10 protein-coding genes are annotated in these 21765 nt (G+C 64.6%); 4 read left to right on the top strand and 6 right to left on the bottom strand.

Annotated features, from left to right (window positions below):
* Positions 1-2: 2 nt before the first annotated feature.
* Positions 3-2273 carry a penicillin-binding protein 1C gene (pbpC, locus tag LZC95_18555; GenBank protein WXA98815.1) on the bottom strand — a complete coding sequence of 757 codons (2271 nt, stop codon included), beginning with the start codon at positions 2271-2273 and terminating at the stop codon, positions 3-5.
* Entirely contained in the window at positions 2270-8113 is a 5844-nt protein-coding gene (locus tag LZC95_18550) for an Ig-like domain-containing protein (GenBank protein ID WXA98814.1), read from the bottom strand. Before LZC95_18550 ends, pbpC begins: the two co-directional genes overlap by 4 nt.
* 246 nt (positions 8114-8359) lie before the next feature.
* Here LZC95_18550 and typA point away from each other — a divergent pair, with 246 nt between their 5' ends.
* Positions 8360-10222 carry a translational GTPase TypA gene (gene typA, locus LZC95_18545; protein WXA98813.1) on the top strand — a complete coding sequence of 621 codons (1863 nt, stop codon included), beginning with the start codon at positions 8360-8362 and terminating at the stop codon, positions 10220-10222.
* Between the two features lie 6 nt (positions 10223-10228).
* On the opposite strand, the gene LZC95_18540 is transcribed toward typA, so the two are convergent.
* Genes LZC95_18540 through LZC95_18525 form a run of 4 tightly spaced genes read right to left on the bottom strand, consistent with a single transcriptional unit; the run spans position 10229 to position 15275 of the window.
* Positions 10229-11497: a DUF418 domain-containing protein gene (locus LZC95_18540; protein WXA98812.1), complete on the bottom strand. Its 1269-nt coding sequence runs from the start codon at positions 11495-11497 to the stop codon at positions 10229-10231.
* A 2-nt stretch (positions 11498-11499) separates the two neighbouring features.
* On the bottom strand, positions 11500-12759 hold the full coding sequence (locus tag LZC95_18535; protein ID WXA98811.1) for a DUF418 domain-containing protein: 1260 nt from the start codon (positions 12757-12759) through the stop codon (positions 11500-11502).
* A 2-nt stretch (positions 12760-12761) separates the two neighbouring features.
* Positions 12762-13985: a DUF418 domain-containing protein gene (locus LZC95_18530; GenBank protein WXA98810.1), complete on the bottom strand. Its 1224-nt coding sequence runs from the start codon at positions 13983-13985 to the stop codon at positions 12762-12764.
* Between the two features lie 15 nt (positions 13986-14000).
* Positions 14001-15275 carry a DUF418 domain-containing protein gene (locus tag LZC95_18525; GenBank protein WXA98809.1) on the bottom strand — a complete coding sequence of 425 codons (1275 nt, stop codon included), beginning with the start codon at positions 15273-15275 and terminating at the stop codon, positions 14001-14003.
* Positions 15276-15597: 322 nt separating this feature from the next.
* Here LZC95_18525 and LZC95_18520 point away from each other — a divergent pair, with 322 nt between their 5' ends.
* The 3 genes from LZC95_18520 (at position 15598) to LZC95_18510 (ending at position 21700) form a co-directional block, all read left to right on the top strand.
* Positions 15598-18627, top strand: coding sequence for a serine/threonine protein kinase (locus LZC95_18520; GenBank protein ID WXA98808.1), 3030 nt, complete (start codon positions 15598-15600; stop codon positions 18625-18627).
* A gap of 364 nt (positions 18628-18991) precedes the next feature.
* A complete protein-coding gene (locus LZC95_18515; GenBank protein ID WXA98807.1) occupies positions 18992-20134 on the top strand; it encodes a cupin domain-containing protein in 1143 nt (380 codons plus the stop codon).
* Positions 20135-20482: 348 nt separating this feature from the next.
* Positions 20483-21700, top strand: a complete 1218-nt coding sequence (locus tag LZC95_18510; GenBank protein ID WXA98806.1) for an IS66 family transposase — start codon at positions 20483-20485, stop codon at positions 21698-21700.
* The last annotated feature ends 65 nt before the right edge of the window (positions 21701-21765 follow it).

The following is a 21765-nucleotide window of genomic DNA, read 5'->3' as shown; positions in this document are numbered from 1 at the left end:
CTCTAGTCGACCTCGACGCGCACGGGGGAGCTCGAGGTGCCGTTCGCCTCGGCGACGAAGGTGTGGGTCCCTTGCTCGAGCGGCCAACGCACGACGAAGGGTGAACCGATGCGGGCGACCAGCTGGCCGTCGATGCGCAAGGCCGCCTGCTGCACGCCCGGCGGCGCTTCGATGCGAACGGTAATCGACTGCAAGCCGCGCGGACGCTCCGGATCGATGGCGAAGCGGGCACCATCGTGGGGATACGTGAGGTGCAGCCTTCCCTCCCCGCGCGCGCCTTCGCGCCCGGCAGCATGGGCCCACGCCGTGAAGGCCGCGGGGTAGCGCTCGACCACGCGGCCCGCGACGGATTCATGCATGGTGCACGGATCGAGGGTCCGATCGCGTGGGATGTAGTCGCGGATGGCGTGGGGGCACGCCTGCGTCGGGGCTCCGCCCGAGAGAGGGCAGATCTCCACGGTGCGAAGCGCGAGAGACTCGTCGGGATCGGGCGCGAGGGATCCCTTGGGGCGGCCGCGCATGGCGGCCTCCATGACGGAGCGAAAGAGCGGGCCGGCCCCGGTGATGCCACTGATGCCGCTCATGGCGCTGCCGTCGAAGTTGCCGGCCCATACGCCGACGGTCACCTCGCGGGTGAAGCCCACCGTCCAATTGTCGCGAAAGCCCTTCGACGTCCCCGTTTTCACGGCCACGTCGAACGGCAAATCGAGCACGGAGCGCTCGCCGAACGAGGCAATGCGCGCGTTCTTGTCGCGGAGAATGTCGGTGAGCACGGCGGTCATTTCGGCGGGCATGACGCGCGCGCCGGAGGCGGACGGCAGCGTCCGTACGAAGCGAACCGGCTTCATCACCCCGCCCCGTGCGATCGCGGCGTAGGCGTTGGTCAGCTCGAGCAAGGTGACCTCACCGTCGCCCAAGGCCAGTGCGGGGCCGTAGTAGTCCGAGGCTTGATCGAGTGAGCCGAAGCCGAGCGCGTGCAGTCGGTCGAGCAATCGCCCGGGCCCCACCTGCTGCCCCACCCACACAGCGGGAACGTTGTACGAATTGGCCAGCGCCTCGCGCAATCGCACCGGCCCGTGAAAGCGCTCGTCGTAGTTCTTCGGCGCATAGACACCATCGGGCAGCTCGATGCGCATTTCCAAATCGGGCAGCAGGGACGCACTCGTGAGATCGCGCTCCTCCATGCCGAGCCCGTAGACGAATGGCTTGAGCGTCGAGCCAGGCTGCCGTCGCGCCAGCACGCCATCATTCTGCCCGCCGTGCTCCGCATCACCGAAACCGTGCGAGCCGACGTACGCCAGGACGTCGCCGGTGGCGTTGTCGAGCACGAGAACGCTCGCCGCCGTCACGTGCTTCTTCTGCAGCGATCCGATGGCCCGCAGCGCTTCCGTCTCCGCCTCGGACTGCAAATCGCGATCGATGGTGGTCACGATGGGCGAGCCGTCCTTGGGCGGCGCACCGCCGGGAAGCCGTCCCGACATGAGCGCTTGCACCAGGTGGGGCGCGCCGAAGGTCCCTTTCGCCTTCCGAACGACCAGGGGCTCGTCGCTCGCTCGGCGGTGTTGCTCCTCGGTGATGACCCCGGCGGTAAGCATCCGGTCCAAGATGCGGTTGCGACGGCGCAGCACGCGCCCATCGTCGCGGGTCGGCGCATAGAGCGATGGGCCTCGCGGGATGGCCGCGAGCGTGGCCGCCTCGGCGAGCGAAAGCGCGCGCGGTGGCTTGTCGAAGTAATAGCGGCTCGCCGCATCGAGGCCGCGCAGATTGGGGCCGAACGGGGCGCGGTTCATGTACTCCTCGAGGATGCGATCCTTGGAGAGCGCACGCTCGATGCGCAGGGCGAAGGCGGCCTCCGTCACCTTGCCCCAGAGGTTGCGCGGGTGGGGCCTCACCAAGCGCGCCAGCTGCATCGTCAATGTCGACGCGCCCGAGACGATGCGGCGCTGCCAGAGATCCGACCCGAAGGCACGGACGACCGCCAAGGGATCCACGCCGGCGTGGAGGTAAAAGCGCCGATCCTCGGCCGCGAGCACGCTCATGCGCGCGTACGTGCCCATCTCCTCCAGCGGAATCCAGCGCGCGCGGGACGCGTCGTCGGCGCGCACCTCGCGAAGAAGACCACCTTCGCGATCGACGTAGCGCACCGATTGCGAATAGCTGCCCGCTGGATTCACGAGCTCCGCGGGCCGCCGGGTGAAGGCCACCACGATGGCCAGAAGCCAGATGGGGGCCATCGGAATGGCCAGGAGCCAAGCGATGTTCTTGCGATTCATCGCGCCTTCACCTCGAAGGATGCAGCCCCCGTGCGGCCGAAGACCTCCGGCTCGTACATGCATTCTGCACGGGTTGGCGGCACCACGAAGCGGCCGAACGTCGTTGCCCGCGCCAAGTAGCGGTAGTGCGCAAGGCCCGCGGGCATGTGCTCCACGAAGGTGAGCACGCGGTCGTCGTGGTACTCGCGATGGTAGTAGTGCGAACTGTTCGCCGGCCGCTCGCCGTCTCCATCGCCTCCGTCTCCGTCGTCGGCCGGCTCGGGAAGCGTGAGCGACTGCGCCGTGGTGGCCAGATCGCTCTGTACCGGCTCGAGGCCCGCCGGCAGCGGATCGTCGATGACCACGTTCTCGCGCGGATCGGGCGTGACCACGACCAGATCGACCAGCACCAACGAGCTCGCCGGCACCGCACCGGTGGTCTCGTTGGGAAGCACCTTGAGCGCATCCTGGATTTGCGCCGGGTCCACCTTTCGGATCCATTTGCGCACGAAGAAGCCGCGATCGAGTCCCTCACGCGGCAGCTCGCGCTTGGCGTAGCGAAGGCGCGCCTCGTAGAAGAGCTTGCCCGAACCCTGCGCTTGGAAGGCCAGCACCGAGCCCCCTGCCCCGCCCTTGAACAATTTGTCTGCGGGAAGGCTCGTGCTCTTCTCACGCACCGAGCGCCCGCGGAACTCGGCGGAGAAAATCTCGTTGTCGCCGAGGAAGGCCCGGGCATCGAAGTTGGGCACCGCCGCCTCTTCCTGGCGGCGATATTCGTCCAGAGCAACCAACGACCACGCCGTCTCCTGCGTCGTGCGCCAGGTGCCGCCGTGCCGCATTCCGAGCAGCCCGCGCGCGAGACGCGCGGCCAGTGCGTTGCCCTTCTCCTTGGCGACCAGCGCGCGCAGCACCATCGCGGTGGTGCGCGCCTCCGAATCGAGAAGCACCGCGTACGCATCACCGACGTTGTCCACGACCGTGGCACCGGTCGTCGTGACCCGCAGATGGTTGTCCAGATCGCGAAGCAACTCGGAGATCGACTTCGAGTCCATCTTGGCGACGATCATCGCGTGGGCCAAAAGCGCTCGCCCGAAGAGCGGAAGCTTGGCGCGGCTTTCATAGAGCAGGCTCGTAAGGCCCGGATCGGCCTGCCCGCTCTCGGCGAGAACATCGGCCACGAACGCCGCCTCGGCTCCTCGCAGCCCGCCCTTGGACAGGTCGCCGTTCACCGTCGCGCGCACGCTGCGTGCCGCTTCGGTGAGCACGGCCTCGGGAACGCGTTGGCCGTGCTTCTTCGCTTGCGTAAGACCCCAGAGCGCATAGGCCGTAACCCACGTGCTTCCCGCAGGGGAGTCGTTCCAATAGCCGAAGCTCCCGTCCCCCTGCTGGTTGCGCACGATCTTCTGGATCGTTTCCCCCGCGACGCCGTCCACGTTTTTCGGGAGAGGCAGCCCGTAGTCCTGCGCCATCCCTCGCACCGACACCAGCGGGACGAGCCGGCTCACCAGCTGCTCGGTGCAGCCGTAGGGGTACTCGAGGAGCTGCTCCACGCCACCGGCGAGCCCCACCAACGCCGTCGAGGCGAGGCGCACATCGAGACCGCCCACGTCATCGCGCATCGCACGCAAGTCGCCCAAGCGCTCACCTGCAGCGGCTGTCGTCTCGCCGGCCAGGGCGACGGACTCCATCGAAAGCGGCACCGTGACATCCCGTGCGATCTCCACGGCATCGGTCTCCCCGGCGCCCTTCGCGACGAAGGTCCACTTGGCCTTGCCCGCGCGCGACGCAACCATGGGCCAGCGAACCTCGACGTTGCCGTTCGCGGGCAGCGTCACCGTGCGCTTCGCCTCGCCCGAAAGGGAAAGGCCACCCTCGACCTTGGCCGTGACCTCGACGTTGGTCTGCGGCAGGCCTTTCGACGACAGCACCACGCCAGCTTCCAGCGAATCGCCTGCGCGAAGGAAACGCGGGAGCGCGGGCCGCGCCATGAGCCGGCGGCTCGAGACGATCTGCGCCTCACTCCAGCCGAATCGGTCGCTCTCGGAGGCCACCACCGCCATGAGGCGGTACGTGGTGACGCTGTCGGGCAGCTTGAAGCTCACGTGGGCCTTGCCCGCGGCCGCGAGCACCTGCGGCATGAACGCGGCGGTCGCGCGGAAGTCTTGGCGAAGCTCCCCGCCGCCGCCACCTTCATCGCCCTTGTCGACCGAGCCGTTGCCGGCCGCCGCCAAGAACACCTTGGCCAGCGCATCCCGCGTCTCCAACGAGAAGACGGACAGCGGCCGCGGCGCCGTGAAGGTCGGCAGCGGATCGGGCGTCTTGTAGCCGGTCAGCATGAGAACGCCCTCATCGACGGCGTAGAACGTGACGTCGCTGCGCACCGGCTTTCCTTCGCGATCCGTCACGGAAACATCGACGTCGACCGACTCACCCGGGTGAAATTCGCGGCGCGAGGGCGTGAGGCTCACCTTGAGGCGGCGTGCCTCGGGGTTGATGACCAACTCGTGGTACCCGAGCCGAAACGCGGGCGCCCCCACGTCGGCACGGGCGCGTTTCGACGTTTTTGCCGGCGCCTCTTTGGTGCGGCCGCGCACGAGGTGCACCGAGACGTACGCGTTGGGGCGCATGTCCTCCGTGATGGGGATCTTCAACGTCGGCATGCTGCCCGAGAGCACGCGCCGTTCGCGCCGGTACACGCCCGCGCGCTCCACGGTGATGAGCGCCTCCGCCTCACGGAACGGGTTCTTCACGAGCAACGTCGCGGTATCACCGACCTCGTACGACTTCTTGTCGGCCACGATGTCGAGCTTCGACGTATCGTCCATGGACCAGCCCACGTCGAGTGCGTCCCCGTCGTTCGCGGTGAGCACGTAGATGCTCGTGCTGGCACGCACCGGGTTCTTGCGTCCATCGGCCGCGGATGCGTGCACGATGTAGTAGCCCGCCTCGGTGAGCGGCACGTTGCACGCCGAAAGGCCCTGCGCCGCTGTCGTGGCGGTGCACGTGGCCATGACTTTGTCGACGGCGCGGCTGTCGTAGTGCATGCCCATCTCGCCCGATTCGGCGGCCACGGAGTGCCAGGTGCGCTTCACCAACTCGACGGTGATGGGCACGCCCGCGCGCCGGCGCCCCGATGGCTCGATGGCTGCGAGCTCCACCTTGAGGGAGCTTCCCTTGGCCTGGAACATCGCGCCCGGCGGCTTCATGGCGACATAGAAGTCGCCCGGGTGCACCAGCGTGCTCGCGCGGCCCGCGATGGTCTGACGGCTCACGTCCTCGATTTCCGCCTCGAAGGTCACCAGCTCCGTGCCACTTTGGTTCGGCATGGAAAGCGCCGCCGATGCGGCGAGATCGCCGCGCGATCCCAGTTTCCCGGTGGCCTGCGCAATCTCGCTGGCGCGCGGGTTCGCTTCGAGGCGGTCGCGCTCGTAAGGCCCATCGTCGTACACGAAGCCATCGGCCCCGGGCAGCAGGAATGACGCCGGTCCCCGCGTGACCGTGTAGCGAACATCGCCCGCGCTCATGGGCGCCCCGAACAGGTAATCCCCACGCATCACGAAGCCCGCGGTCTCACCGCGCACGTACTCCGCCTTGCCCGGCTCCACGGAGACCTTGAACTCCGCCGGCCGGTACGCCGACACCTGCACCACCGCGCTCGCCGTCCCCTCGCGGAACGAATCACGCGTCGTCGCATTGGCCGGCGCATCGAGTTCGGCGCGCAGCTGCAACGACCCGAGGTGGGCGGCCGGCGGAATGGGCACGTCCACCGCGAAGTCGCCGAAGCTTCCCAGCTTGGCCCGGTGCTCGAAGACCTTCTCGTCGTTCACGTCGAAGGCCAGCAAGGTCACCTCGCGCCCGACCGGCGTCTCCGTGCCCCGCGCCGTCGGGACGCGGAAAAGGCCCTTGGCGCGCACGGTTTCTCCGGCCTTGTAGATGCCGCGGTCGGTGAAGAGCATGCCCATCGGCACCAGCGTGCCGGAGGGATCGCTCGACGGCTGGTAACGCCACGTATCGAGCATCTCGGACACGCGGCGGTAGGACCAGTCGTCTCCGAGGCGCGCCACCACGATGGATCCTTCGTCGATGCGGCCCTCGGCCATCACGGGCGAATAGCGCTCGCTCGGGATCACCGCCACGCCGCCCGCATCCGTCTTCGTGGCGAAAATCTCCGCACCGTTGCGGCCACGCACGGAGACGATGGCTCCGGGCACGGCCTTGCCGTCGGAGAGCCGCGTGACCCAGGCCAGGCTGCCAAAGCGGCTCATTTTGGCGGTGATGCCCAGGTCCGTCACCGAGAGCACGTGCAGCCGCGGATCGCCTCCGCGCCGCACGTTGGGGGCGCGCACGCTGAAGACCACGGGGCCGCGGCTTGATGCCGGAGGTCCGCCGCTTGCGGCGGCCGACTTTCCACGCAGCGTGCGCTTGATGACGCTCTCCAGGTCGAGGCGCTTGACCCATTGGATGTTCGATGCGGCCGTCGCGCGCACCGACTCCACCTTGCCGCTGGGGATCTGCTGCTTGGCGCGGTCGAATGGATCACGCTCGCGCGCGGAGGGCTCCGTGGCCAGAAGGCGCGCCAGCTCCGTTTCGTCCGGCGCCGCGGTGAACAGCTCGTACGAGGGCACATTCACGGCACCGATGGGGACGCTCTTGCCCTTCCCCGCCTCGAACACGTCCCCCGAGACGCCCACCTCGACCTCGGGCCATTCGTCGTCGGTCTCGAATGGCAGCACCACGTCTTGCTTCAAGGTCTGCCCGTACTCGTCCTTCATGCCGGCGGTGACGGTCACCTGGTAGCGGGTCGCCGCACGAAGCCGCGCCCAGAGCGTCTCGCTTTGCGAGCGGCTCGTCTCGGCCTCGAGGGCCCGCCACTCGATCTTCGGGGCGGCGCCTCCTCCGATGGGATCGATGCGCACGTGCGCCTTCCACTCGTTGTAGGCAACGCGGTTGTTCAGATCGAGGCGCACCGAGCTGCGTGCCGCGCACTTCTTGTTCGGCGTTTCGCGGTAGCAATCGAGCCCGCGCACCCGCAGCGGCCCGTACGTGCGCATCGCGATGGCGCGGTCCTCGCCCAGCGGGCGCACACCCTCCAGGCCGCGCAGGCTCTTGTCCAGCGTGAGCGCAAGTGCCGTGTCCAGCGGCAGATTCGCCACCGGCGTCACCTCGAGAAGCGCGGGCGCATCCGCCTTGGGCCGCGTCGCACGAAGCGCCACGGCCTTTCCCTTTTCGCCCTTGCCGACCTTCAGCGAGAACTTGGCGGCACGCTCCACCTCCTTCGGGTCGATGGGCTGGTTGAAGCGAAGCTCGATCTTCGGCTTGGATGCCAAGCCCTCGAAGCCCTCGCCGGGCAGCGCGCGCACCAGCTCGGGGCGCGGCGTGGAAAAGGAGAAGGAGTACGCTTTCGCCAGCACCGAGCCATCGAGGGCACGCGTTCCCGGGGCCACGGTGACCTTGAACGAAGTTGCCCGAGGCAGAGGCTCCTCGGGCGCAAAGAGCAAGGTGCTCGTGCCCAGCCAGCGCCACGTCCCCTTCAACTTGGAGGCCGCCGGGCGGCCCTCGATTTCAAGGGTTACGACCCCATCCGCGACCGTGGCACCCTCAGCCAGCTCCAGGGGGCGCATGGGGCGGTTGAACACCACGGTGATTTCGCTCGGGGCCTCCACCTCCCCTTTGGGCCCGGCGAACACCACACCAAAGGCCTTGGGGTTCTTCGTCTCGGCGGCGTCCCCCTCCAGGTCCAGCGTGCGGGCCGGATTCACCGACGGCGCCTTGGCACCGGGAAAACAGCTCGCCAGCAGCACGAGCACGACGAGGGCGAGCGGCGAAAAGCGGCCCGAGATAAAGAAACCATTGAATTTCATTGAGAAAAGAACCCCTTGTAGCGGGGCGAGCAGCTCCCCCGCGCCTGCCGTCATACGGCAAAATCACAAATGCCGGAGCAGCCCTCATCACTTCCCGGCATCGAGAAGGAGACGGAGGAGACGCAAAGCTCATCACCTCGCTTGCTGAAAAAGCGACGGCAGCGTAAAGATGCGCGCCCCCATCGCGTCAAAACGCCTTCTCGCGTCAAAGAAGGCCCCCGCTTTCCGCAGGGATTCTTTTCAAAAATGGCACAATCGCTCCGCAACATCGCCATCGTCGCCCACGTCGACCACGGCAAGACCACGCTCGTTGACCATATGCTCCGCCAGGCTGGCACGTTCCGTGAGAACGAAGCCGTGGTGGACCGGGTCATGGACAACAATGACCTCGAGCGCGAACGTGGCATCACGATTCTGGCGAAGAACACGAGCGTGCGCTGGAAAGAGCCCGGCGACACGGTCCTGACGAAGATCAACGTCGTCGACACCCCCGGCCACGCCGACTTCGGCGGTGAGGTCGAGCGCACCTTGCTCATGGCCGACGCGGCGATCCTGTTGGTCGACGCGGCCGAGGGCCCGCTGCCGCAAACGCGCTTCGTTCTGCGCAAGTGTCTCTCGCTGGGCTTCCCCATCATCGTGGTCATCAACAAGATCGACCGCTCCGACGCCCGTCCCAACGAGGTGCTGAGCGAGGTGTTCGATCTCTTCTGCGATCTGGACGCCACCGAGGCGCAGCTCGATTTCCCGGTGGTCTACGCCATCGGCAAGCTGGGCATCGCCAAGCGCCACCTGGACGACGAGTCGAAGGATCTCTCGCCGCTCTTCTCGCTCATTCTGCAGAAGGTTCCGCCGGCACCGGGTGATCCCGAGGCGCCGCTGCAGATCCTGGTGAACAACCTGGACCACGACGAGTACACGGGCCGTTTGGCCATCGGGCGTGTGGTCGCGGGCACGGTGAAGGCGAACCAGCCGATTGCAGTCCTCAAGGAGGGCGGCATGATCAGCAAGGGGAGCATCAAGGTGCTCTCCACGTTCGAAGGCCTCAAGCGCGTTGCCTCCCCCGAGGCCAGCGCCGGCGAGCTCGTGTCCATCGCGGGTCTGGAAGACGTCTTCGTCGGCGACACCATCGTCGACGTGTCACCCGGCTTCGAGCAGCGCGCATTGCCGCGCATTCTGGTCGAGCAGCCGACCATCAAGATGCGCATCGGCGTCAACACGTCGCCGTTCGCGGGCAAGTGCAAGGCTTCCAAGTTCCTCACCAGCCGCCACCTGCGCGAGCGATTGACGCGCGAAACGCGGCGCAACTTGGCCATCCGCCTCGAGGAGACGGAGTCGCCGGACACGTTCCTCGTGCTCGGCCGCGGTGAGCTTCAATTGGCCATTTTGGTCGAGACGATGCGCCGCGAAGGCTACGAGATGCAGCTGGGCAACCCCGAGGTCGTGACCCAGGAAATCGACGGCCAGCCCTGCGAGCCGATGGAGCTCGTGGTCATCGACGTGCCGGATAGCTTCATCGGCGTGGTCACCGAGCGGCTCGGCGAGCGCCGTGGCCGCATGGTCAAGATGGCCAACCACGGTTACGGGCGCGCGCGCCTCGAGTACCGCATCCCCAGCCGCGGCCTCATCGGATTCCGCGGCGAGTTCCTCACCGCCACGCGCGGTACGGGGCTTCTCAACACGGTGTTCGACGGCTGGGAGCCCTGGGGCGGCGCGATGATGAAGCGCAAGTCCGGCGCCATCGTGGCCGATCGCGCGGGCGTCTCCACGCCGTACGCCCTCTTCCACCTGCAGCCGCGCGGGACGTTCTTCGTCACCCCGGGCGTCGAGGTTTACGAGGGCATGATCATCGGTGAGCACAATCGGCCGAACGACACCGACGTGAACGCCATCAAGGAGAAGAAGCTCTCCAACGTGCGCAACCACGGTAAAGACGACAACGTCCTTCTCGCCCCGCCGCGCGTGCTCCAAATCGAGACCGCCATGGAGTGGATCGACGCGGACGAGCTGGTGGAGGTCACCCCCGACGCCGTGCGCGTGCGCAAGCAGATCCTCAAGGTGAACTTGCGCCCCCGCCGCGCCGACGCCATCGAAGACGCGCAGTCCGTCTAATCGCAATTACACATCGTTCGCCTCCAGCGCCCGCCGCATGGGCTGGAGGCGTCCGTACGTGAGGCTGCGCCAGGCCCATTCGAAGGGGCCAAATCGGAAATGGCGCAGCCAGATCGCGCTCGCGAAGCCCTGCAGCGTGTAGAACACGATGCCCATGAGCGCCGCCTGCGCGTTGCTGACCTTTCCAATCAGCGCGAGGCCGTAGCTGTAGAACACCGTCGAGAAGACGATGGACTGCGTGAGGTAATTGGTGAACGCCATCCGCCCCAGCGGAGCGAAGACGCCAAGCCATCGCCGCCAATTCGCACGGCGAAGAAGCAGGAGCAAGCCCGCGCCGTAACCGAGCGCGCAGCTTAGGATGCACAGGAGAAAGAGCACCCTCTTCCACGGACTGCGTACCGGGGGCGGGTGGTATATCTCGAACTGGATCCACCGAAAGAGCATGTAGCCGAAGGTCAAGGTGATGCCGGTGAACGCGATCCAGCGCAGCTTGCGCAGGTGGGTCTCGCGCACGGTCAGGTCGAGAACCTTCGAACGCCAGATGGCGATGCCCAAAAGCATCTTCGTCAGCACGTCGGGCAAGTTCAGGATGTACGTGAACGGCTCGAAACGAACGAGCTCGGACGCGCGAAAGCGCAGGATCTCGAGGTACGTCCCTGTCCCATAGACACGAAGCGCCTCGTCGTAATGGCTAGGGCCGGGATTCCTTATGGCGAACGCCCACACCGCCGGCAAATTGGGGCCTACGACGGTGGACCATCCCCACGATACGAAGGCCACTGCGAGAAGGACCCAGGTGGGCGCGCGCAGGAAGAGCAAGGCAACGAGCCCCGATAGCGCGTACAGAAAGAGAATATCGCCGTTCCAGATGAGGAACCCGTGCGCGAGGCCGAAGAGCGCGAGAAAGAACAGCCGCCGGCTCAGGAGCCACGTCGCGCCGGGACCACGCGCACTGGCGCGCTCCCAGAAAATGGCGAGCCCCGCGCCAAATAGAATGGAGAACAGGGTCATCGCCTTCCCGGCGAGGACCATCAGCTCGACCCGCACGACGATCCGCTCGAGCAGCGAGGCATCGACCTCCGGGCCGCCGTGGCCGAAATAAGGGATGCGGAAGACCTCGGCGAGGTTCATCATCAACACGCCGAACAGCGCCATGCCGCGAATGATGTCCATGTCGGCGATGCGCGATCCTTTTGCGACCGGCGCCGCGCGTGTATCTCCGTCGGCGCGGGCGACGGTTGCAGGAACGGAAAGCTCGAGAGGCGATGATTCCATGATCAAACCTCCACCGCCGCGCGGCGCAGCGGCTGCAGTTGCCCATAGGTGAGGCTACGCCACACCCATTCGAACGGGCCGAATCGGAAATGGCGCAGCCACACCGCGCTCACGATGCCCTGGAAAATGTAAAACGCGATACCGATGAGTGCCGTGAAGGCCAGCCCGAACTTCCCCAGCAGGCCGAACCCATATCCATAGAAGAGCGTCGTGAAGACGATGGATTGCGTCAGGTAATTCGTAAAGGCCATGCGTCCCAATGGCGCGAAGATGCCGAGACGCCTTCGCCACGTCGTATGACGCAGGAGCAGCAGCAACGCCGCCCCGTACCCGAGCGCGCACGCGATGTTCATCGCATGCCAATTGAGAAGAAGCTTCTGCCACGTGCCCGGCGGAACGCGGGGCGAATGGTAAATTTCGAAATGGACCCAGCGATACATGGGATACGCAATGCCGTAGACGATGCCGAGGACGGCCGTCCAGCGCAGCGTTTTCCGATATTTCTCGCGGACCTCGAGCCGCAATATGCCCGATCTCCAGATGGCCACGCCCAGGAGCATCTTGGTCAGCTCGTCGGGCAGCAGGAATAGGAATCCCGGCATCTCCATCCGAAGGAACTCGGGAGCCCGAAAACGGACGATATCCCAATAGCCACTGGTCCCGTAAACGCGGAGTGACTCTTCGTAGTGACCGGGGACGTTATGGTCCGTGACTGCGAGGGCCCAAGGCCAAAAATGGCCAATGACGTGCCACAGAAAGAAGCCGCCGGCCGCCAGGAGGACAACCCACGTTGGCTGCCGGATGAAGAGAAGTGCGATGAGCCCGGCCAAGGAATACGAGGTCAAAATGTCGCCGTTCCAGATGAGGAACACGTGCACCAGGCCAAAGGCCGTCAGAAAGAGGAGACGCCGGGCGAGTAGCCACATGGCGCCCGGCCCTCGGGCGCTCGCCCGCTCGAGAAAGATGGCCAAGCCTATGCCGAACAGAATCGAGAAAAGCGTCATGGCCCTGCCCGCGAGCACGATGAGCTCCAATCGGAACACGGTGCGCTCGAGGAGCTCCTTGGGCATTTCCCATGGATTGCCCATGAATGGCACGCGGAACGCCATGGCCAGGTTCATCGTCAGCACGCCGAACAGGGCCATGCCGCGGATGATGTCCATGTCCTCGATGCGCGAGGCCTTCGTCACCGGGGTGGCGCGCGTCCCACGCGCCGGGCTCGATTCCATCGTCCAATTCTCGTCCACGGGGGTCGTGGTCAATTCTAAGCCTCCAAGATGACGGTGGGGTGGTGGCGACGGAAGGGCTGCCACTTTCCATAAGTGAGCGAGCGCCAAGCCCACTCGAAGGGCCCGAACCGAAAATGCCGGAGCCAGATCGTACTGAAGATGCCCTGAAGGATGTAAAATACAATTCCAATGGCCGCCGTCTTGGCCGTACCCAACTTGCCAATCAGGCCGAAGCCGTAGCCGTAAAACAACGTCGAGAACACGAGGGATTGCGTCAGATAATTGGTAAAGGCCATCCGGCCCAACGGCGCAGCGGCGGCGACCCATTTGCCGAGGCGGGTTCGCCGCAGCAGCAAGAGAATGCCGGCCCCGTACCCGAGTGCAAAAATCGTGACGGTGAACCAATGCGCAAGCAGGCGTCCCGGTGCCGGAGGCCCGGGCGGCGGATGGTACAGCTCGAACACCACGATGCGATAAATGGGAAACGTGCTGCCCGCGACGATTCCGACCAGCGCGGTCCACCGCAGCAGGCGAAGGCGTTCCAGGGGCGCGCGCAAAATACCGGAGCGCCACACGAGAATGCCGATGAGCATGTTCTTCAGTTCGTGCGGCCAATACGTCACGTAGCCGCGCCAAATATGCGTTACCGCTTCATGGGCGCGGTAATGAAAGATGTCGAGATAGCTGATTCCTTGGTAGATGCGAAGGGCCTCGTCGTTCGGCGCCGAAGCGGGAGGGTTCATCACGCTGACGACCCATGGCGAGAGCACCTCCAATGAGGGAATCGCCAAGCACGCCGCAATGGCGACCAGGATCACGGTCGTGCTCCGGCGGATGAAGAGGAGCGCCACCATGCCGAACAGGGCGTACGAAATGAGGATGTCGCCGTCCCACACCAGGAACAAATGGGCGAGGCCGAACGCGAGCAGGAAGAAGAGACGGCGACACAAGAGCCGCATCGGGTGCGCTTCGCGCGCGCTCGCCCGCTCGAGAAAGATGGCGAGTCCCGCCCCGAACAAAATCGAAAAAAGCGTCATCGCCTTGTTCGCGAGCAGCACGACGAGAAGACGATGCACCACATAATCGAGCCCCTGCCCCGGCGGTGATGAGCTGTTCCAGAACGGCACGCGGAAGGCCGTCACGAGGTTCATCATCAACACGCCGAACAACGCCAGGCCGCGGATCACATCGATGTCCTCGATGCGCGCCTGCCGTGCAATGGGCTCGGCGCCGGTTTCCATCGCGGCATCGCGGTTCATGCTTTGGGCCCTTCGTCAGGAGGGGTCTCGAAATTTCACCGCCACGGGCGAAAAGTTCATCCCGTCGCTCGGACGCTTCCGAAATGGCTGCCAGGCACCGTAGGTCATCGTGCGCCATGCCCATTCGAAGGGACCGAATCGGAAGTGCCGCAGCCAAATCGCGCTCAGAATTCCCTGCGCCGCGAAGAAAATGATGCCCATGAGCGCGGCCGCCGCATATCCGACCTTACCGAGCAGGTTTAGCCCATACCCGTAGAACACCGCGGTAAAGAAGATGGATTCGGTAAGGTAATTGGTAAATGCCATGCGTCCGAGCGGCGCCAAGTGCAAAAGCCAAGGTCGAAAACGGCCACGGAGCAACAAGAGGAGGATGGCGCCGTAGCCCAGTGCAAAGGGCATGACGGTCACCACCTGCAAGAAGAGGCGCAATGGGGTGCCTCGGGTCGGTGTGGGCGCATGAAAGACATCGAAAAGGATGACCCGGTAAAGGGCGTATCCCGCGCCGATGGCAATACCGCCCGTGGCGACCCAACGCAGCATGCGGCGCATCCGCTCGGAGAGATCCGCGCGAAAGATGCCCGAGCGCCACAGCAATACCCCGATCAACATGTTGCCTAGGCAACGCGGCAGGTACACCGTGTAATGATGAGTCCAGCTCCAAACCATCTCGTGGGCGCGCAATTGGACGATGCGGAGGTAGCTGGGGCCCGTGTAGATGCGCATGGTCTCGCTGAAGGGCACCGGATCCGCCGCGTTCCAAAAGTCGCCCGCGGGAGGCCACAAAAGGACGAGGGGCGGCAGGACGTAGCCCAAGCCGATGAGCGCCGCGAGCACCGAGGTGCGGCACCGCATCAACGGAAGCGCCAGGAGGCCCGTGACGGCGTACGGGACGAGAATGTCGCCATTCCAAATCAGGATGGCGTGGGCGACGCCGAAGGCGAGCAGGGCGAGGAGCCGGCGCACCAGTAGGCGCCACGCTGCAGAGTCGCCGCGTGAGGCGCTCGCCCGCTCGAGGAAGATGGCCAAACCGACGCCGAAAAGCGTAGAAAACAAGGTCATAGCCTTGTTGGCCAGCAGCACGGATTCGGCCCGGAGAACGATGTGATCGGGCAGCCAAGGCGGGTGGTTCTCCCAAGGGGCCGCGTGGTGCACGCGCAGGGAGAACGCGAGATTCATCATGAGTACGCCGAACAGCGCGAACCCGCGGATGACGTCGATGTCTTCGATGCGTTCTCGGCCGGCGACCGGCTGGCCCGAGCCCGTGCGAGTGGAAGCAATTTGGGCGTTCATGTTCTTGCCCAGATCCGTTCGGCCTGCACGAGGCGCGAGTTGCGGCCCACCTGCTAGCCGCTTGCGACGTCGCAGTGTGTCGCAACACGCGACGTCATCGTTGCACCGTGCAACGCGCATCGCCCTGCCCCGCCCGGCGTCCGATCGCGAACGGACATCCATCGTTCCCCTTTGCGCGCGCCCGAGCCGTGCGGTCGCGATCCACCGCTATGTACCAAGGGAAGAATATTTCACGAAGGAGGGAAACTAGATCCTTGACAGGGCAAAAACGAGCCCCCCATGATGCGTGCTGGCCCAGAATCCTTGCGGGGAAGAAAAGCAAATGCCAGCGCCGTTTACGCGCCAGTCCGTTTCCGAACGTGCGTTGGCGCGTGTCGGGACCACCGTCCAGGGGAAGTACCGTATTGACCGGCTGCTAGGCATCGGCGGCACGGCCGCGGTCTATGCAGCGACGCACCGAAATGGCCATCGCGTGGCGATCAAGTTCCTTCTTGATCACTTGCTGGACGATTCGGACATGTATCACCTCTTCAGCCGCGAGGCGTACGTCGCCAATCGCGTAGGCCACCCCGGTGCCGTCCAAGTTTTGGACGATGACGAAGATATCGACGGGTGCGTCTTCCTCATCATGCCGCTCATCGAGGGCGAGACATTGCGGGCGCGCTGGGAGCGTTGCAGCAAAAAGTTGCCCCTGGCCGAGGCCGGCGTGCTCATTGCAGACCTCCTCGACGTGCTCGCAACCGCACACGCCAAAGGTGTCGTTCATCGCGACATCAAGCCAGAGAACCTGTTCGTCAACACGGCGGCCCAGGTGCGTGTGCTCGACTTCGGAATCGCACGCCGCGCCGGCACCGAATCCACGCTGACCATGACGGGGCGCTTCATCGGCACCCCGGCCTTCATGCCGCCCGAGCAAGCCTTGGGCAACCGCGCCGCCATTGGCCCCCACAGCGACTTGTGGGCCGTCGGCGCCACCATGTTCGCCTTGCTCTCGGGCGAAACCGTCCACCTCGCAGAACACAGCGGCGCGCAACTGGCCGCCGCCGCCACGCAACACGCGCGGTCCATTGCGAAGGTGCTCCCCGATTTGCACCCGTCGATGGTGCAATTCATCGACAAGGCGCTGCAATTCGAAGCATTGGATCGATGGCCCTCGGCATTGTGCATGCGCGAAGCCTTGTGCCTCGCCCTGGAGGAGGCCCTCGGCGAAAAGTGCGACACCATCGCCGCCCGCGTGCGCGAGACCATCGTCGCCGAATTCGCCACCAAAGCCGCCGCCGAAGCCGCGAGCGGCGAAGTGACGGAAATGGAGCCCGTCCCGGAGCTGCGCTCGGGCCCCGCCCGGCGCACCCCACGCGCCGAAACGCCGCGGACGCCACGCGCCGAGACGCCGCGGACGCCACACGGCGGGCCTTCCCCGGAGCTAGCCCCCGATTCCGTGGGCGCCACGGCCCTCGAGGGCTCGGATCCGCGAGCGCGCGAGGTGGGATCGGGGCGAAGAAATGTCGTGAACGACGCGACGCTCGATACGGGCGATAGCGGTTCGGGCGCCCACGCCGCCGACGGCGAAGTGCATCCCGTGGTCCACGACACGGGCTCCGGTCGCTCGAACCGAGGCATCGTCTCTCCACGCGTTGAACCATTGAGCGCAGAGGACGCCGTCGTCGGCCGCCGTCGGGGTTGGCTTGCCACCGCCGCGACCTGGGTGGTGCTGATCGGACTCGCCGGCCTAACGGGCGCAGGCGCCATGCGCAAGTGCGGAGGCGTCGGCGATGGGACAGGGCTCACCGCTTCGATTGGCGGCGCCGTCGCCTCGACGAACCCTTCCGCCCAGGCTGCGCTCGAAGCAGGCCTTCAACTTTGGAGGGATGCCTCTACAGAGGCGGCGCGTGCGAAATTCGCGGAGGCTGCACAACACGACTCGGGCCTGGCAGCCGCTCATTTGTACTTCGCCGCGGTCTCGGAATGGGTGACGCCGGATGTACGGACCCATTTCGTCGAAGCTCAATCTCTGCGTCGCAGATTGACCCCCGTTCAGCTGGGCTTGCTTGAAGCGTTAGAGCCCGTCGTGCAGGACCCACCCGATCTCAGAGCCGTAACGACGCGGCTTGAAGCACTGACCACAAAATTTTCGAACGACGAGATTGCGTGGTTCGCGCGTGGCGCGCATGCCCTTCGTACGAAGGAGGCATCGAATCTTCTCTCCTTCGTCGATCGCATTCCCGGCACCATTTCTCACTCGTATCGCGCGCGAGCCCTAATCCTCCGCGGAGATGTTGACGGTGCACGCAAGTCGCTCCAGGCATGCGCGTCAGCCAAGCCCCAAAGCGGCATCGACTGTCTCGTACGACTCGCGCAGGTCGAAGCGAACGAGGGCCGCTGCGACAATTCCGCTAGCGCCGCGCGACGCCTCATAGGCATCGATCATGCATCGCCGGAAGGCTACCGATACTTGGCACGCGCGGAGTTTGGGCGCAGCCACCGTACGTCCGCCGTGCGCGCCATTCTCGAAGAGAGGTGGTCGCGCCTCGTCTACCCGCAAGACGAAACGGAACGTCGACGGGACGAGTATAACCTTGCCGTTCAGGACGGACAGTTCGACAAGGCATACGAGGTCCTCGACGCTTACGACAAGGCGGCCGTCACGAGCGTCGATGCTGCCCTTCGAACTCTCCCTTTCATCTACAGAATCGACCTCGACCTGGAACTGGGAAAGATCGACTCGGCAAAAGCTGCGGCACGCGCCTTCGTAGACGCATCGCAAGCATGGCTACCGAGCGAGAGCTGGGACATGCCGACGGAGAGGACACGAGTTCTCTACCTGACGGGGCAAATTGACCGAGCCGAATTCCGACGGCAGCAAGCTCAAAATGAAGCGCGGCTCGTTGAACGAAGTGGATACTATTCACCCGAAATACGATGGACCGAAACATACGTTCAAATGATTCGTGATATCGAGGACGCACAGGTGGCGATCGCTCACCGGCCGGCCGAAGCCGCCGTTCTCGAGGCCGAAAACGTGGACGTGAGCACGGATGCCGACATCGGTCGGATGTATCTTCTTGTGGGAGAGCTCGACAAAGCACTCCTAGCACTTAGTCGTGGCACCAAATCTTGCTTATTCGCGAAGGCGCTATTCGGCGTGCACGCTCACGCGTGGTACGGCGATGCACTCTCCAAGGGTGGGCGTTCTCGCGAGGCGTGCGAGCAATACGCTTATGTTCTGGAGCGCTGGGGGCACGAGCCGCGCAGTACGACCGCACGAGCCGTACGCGAATCCGCTCTTCGCCTCGGCTGCCCCGGCGTGACTGGGGCGTTACCTCCCAATGCACTTAAAGGAGCAAACAAGTGAATACCGAGCAGCTTTCGCGCTCCGGCGTCGTGAATCGCACGCCGAAGGTTATCGTGAGTGGACAAGACCACTCTCATTGCGAGTCAGATCACAGTAGGAATGCGCAGGACGCGTCACGACGCGAGGACAACGAAGAACCTCTCGAGTTCGCTGATCGAAAAAAGAAAATACTCCGGGTCACGCATGTAGAAACGATGGGGTCGGGTCCTAGTCCTGCCCAAGGCATCATCACTCGAGGGGACGAGGGGCCAGCCGACGAAGATGCAAACGATCCTGAAGGCCCCGGTGAATCGGACTCTGAAGAAGAGAGCGAGGAATGAGCGATCGCTCATTGGGATTCGAACGATGGTTGGCCCCCCTCGGTGTGGCCGAATTCCGCCGAACGATTCTTGGACAGACGCCGTACCTCGCTGAGCCGCGCACGGAGTTGGCGAACCGTGCACTGAAAGCGCTCGGCATCAGGTCTCTCGACGACGTATTCACCCTTCGCGGTGCAAAAGCCTACGCATGGTTTCCGATGCGGAATGGGCGCCACGCGGCAGCACCCATTCCGACTTCCAGCGCGAAGCGTGTACATGATGGTGGTCTAGCGATTTACGTCCGAAGAATCCGCGAATGTGAAATGTTCGAACGCGAGGTGGCGGATAGTTTGCGCATCCCCGCGAGCAGCGTGGAGTGCTCCGTATTTTGCAACCCCGCAAAAGCTACCACTCTTGCGCACTTCGATCGCAGCGATCTGCTCATCCTGCAGCTCAGTGGTCGAAAGACATGGCGCATCGCCCCGAATGACTTCGCTCCGAATCCCTCTTTGTGCTGGGGAGCAGGTGATCGTGTAACGCCGGAGTTGCGCCTCTATGCACCAGGATTACCGCCGACAGAAATGCCGCGTAATGCGACATCACATGTTCTGGAAACTGGTTCCGTGCTCTATCTGCCTCGTGGTTACTGGCACGAGACGACTTCGGAGGAAGACTCGCTGTCGCTTCACATGACGGTCTTGTCCACCACGCGTATCGATGTTCTCATGAGCGCGTTGAAAAACGAGCTCTTGCGCGATCCCTACTGGCGGGAACCAGCCTATGATCTCAGTGCAGGAGAGCCTCCTGCCATCGAGCAAGCCGCCGCCGCATGCACCGCACTACGGGACGCCGTGTCGCGTATCGAGGCCAGCGATCTCGTTCATCTACCCGTACCCAAAGGTGATTTCGACGGCAGCGCGCGGTTCGCCCGGTGCGGACAGGTATCGTTTGGCATCGAATCCGTAGACTCGCATGCGGAGACCGCACGAGTGGTCATCACGACCCACACATATCGAGAGAAAAAGCTCACCCACATCGAACTCAGCATCGAGTTCATTGCGGCTTGCGAATGGATCAATGGTCTCGCCTCCGGAACCGCGTTTGACCTACCGACCCTTCTTCGGCAATCCCCGGGTTTGAATGGATCCGAAGCACGAGAGCTCTTGGGCGTTCTTGAAAACATTCGCCTGGTCCGGCGTCTGCACTGATCCGACGCGCACTTGACGGCGGCAGGCATGCTGGCATCGTCTTGATTCTGTGATGCCGGACGCTTGAAAGACGTGGCGCGCTTGCGTCTGTGAGCTCGTGATGCTCGAGCTCGAGCGCGTCAAACGATACCTCAGGGCGCAGAACAAGCCCGAGCGGGTCGACGCGACCCAGGTGCAACTTGCCTTTGCAGAAGTGGCGAAACTGATTGTGCCACCCGAGCTCGCGCACGCCATCGCCGATGAGGAGAACGGTGAGCAGCCCCTGGAACACCCGGGGCGCGATTTGAAGTCCAATGCGCGACATGGGCGCAAAAGGCCCCCCGAGCACTTGCCCTTCGAGCGCATCGAATGGGAGCCGTCGACGATTTGCGTCGATGCCCGTGCTGCGGGAAGGCAAAGGTCAAGATTGGTGAGGAGACGAGCGAACATTACGACTGGCGCCCGGCGTCGCTGGTGCGCGTGCAGACTGCACGAATCAAATATGCTCCCGACTGCACGTGCGAGGGCGGTCAGATCGTGATAGGGTCGCCTACGGCGACCGCGACACCGATCAAGAAGGGGCTTGCCGGCCCCGGTCTTCTCGCGCACGTGGTGGTCAGCAAATATGCGGATCACATGCCGTTGAATCGACTCGAAGAAGGTTTCGAGCGACAGGGCGTGCACATTGCACTCTCGACGATGTGTGATTGGATCGAACAAGCCGCTGATCTGCTCCGGCCCATCACGGACGCGATGGCCAAAGCGGCCCTCGGTGCGCACCGAATCCATACCGACGACACTGGAATTCCCGTGCAAGCCAAAGGCTCTACGCACAAGGGTCATGTCTGGGTATACGTGGCCGACGACGAATTCGTCGTCTTCCGCTACACGTCGCGCCGGAAGAGCGACGGGCCTCGCGAATTCCTCAAAGGATATACGGGGTATATCCAGGCGGATGCCGCCAATCTCTACGCTCGCCTCTTCGGGATGATACCGAAGGGGCGGCAGCAAAGGAAGTGGGATGCTGGGCGCACTCCCGGCGTCGCTTCTTCGAAGCGCAAGCCACCCGATCGAGATCGGGCTCTGATCGGATTGGGCTTCATCAAAAAGCTGTACGAGGCCGACCGCGCGGCCATGAAACTGGCGCCAAGTCGGCGGACCGCTGAGCGCGCGCGGCTCTGCATGCCGGTACTCGAAGCTTTCAAGGTGTGGCTCGATGCCGAAGCCCTTGTCGTGCTTCCGAAGGCGCCTATCGCCGACGCCATCGGCTACGCCCGCAACCAATGGTCTGCGCTCAGGCGCTTCGTCGAGGACGCGCGACTTCGACTCGACAACAACGTCGCCGAGAGACAACTCCGCCGGGTCGCGGTCGGCCGCAAGAACTGGCTCTTTGCCGGCAGTGAGGACGGAGCCGAGCGGGGATGCGTGCTGTACTCCTTGCTCGCCACCTGCAAGCTGCACGGCGTCAACCCCTTCAATTACTTGCGCGACGTGCTCGTCCGCATCGACTCGCACGCCGCCCACGACGTCCTCGCGCTCAGTCCCAAAACCTGGAAAGAGAAGCTGCAGAACCTCAACGCTCCGTGAAGCGCGCCCACGCCTGTCAGACGACTGGGGTCTCGCTCGAACTCCTGCCACGCACGTGATCCTGC

The sequence above is a fragment of the Sorangiineae bacterium MSr12523 genome (assembly GCA_037157775.1).
GTDB classification, from domain to species: Bacteria; Myxococcota_A; Polyangia; order Polyangiales; family Polyangiaceae; genus Pendulispora; species Pendulispora brunnea.
This window is presented reverse-complemented; position numbering and strand designations above follow the sequence as displayed.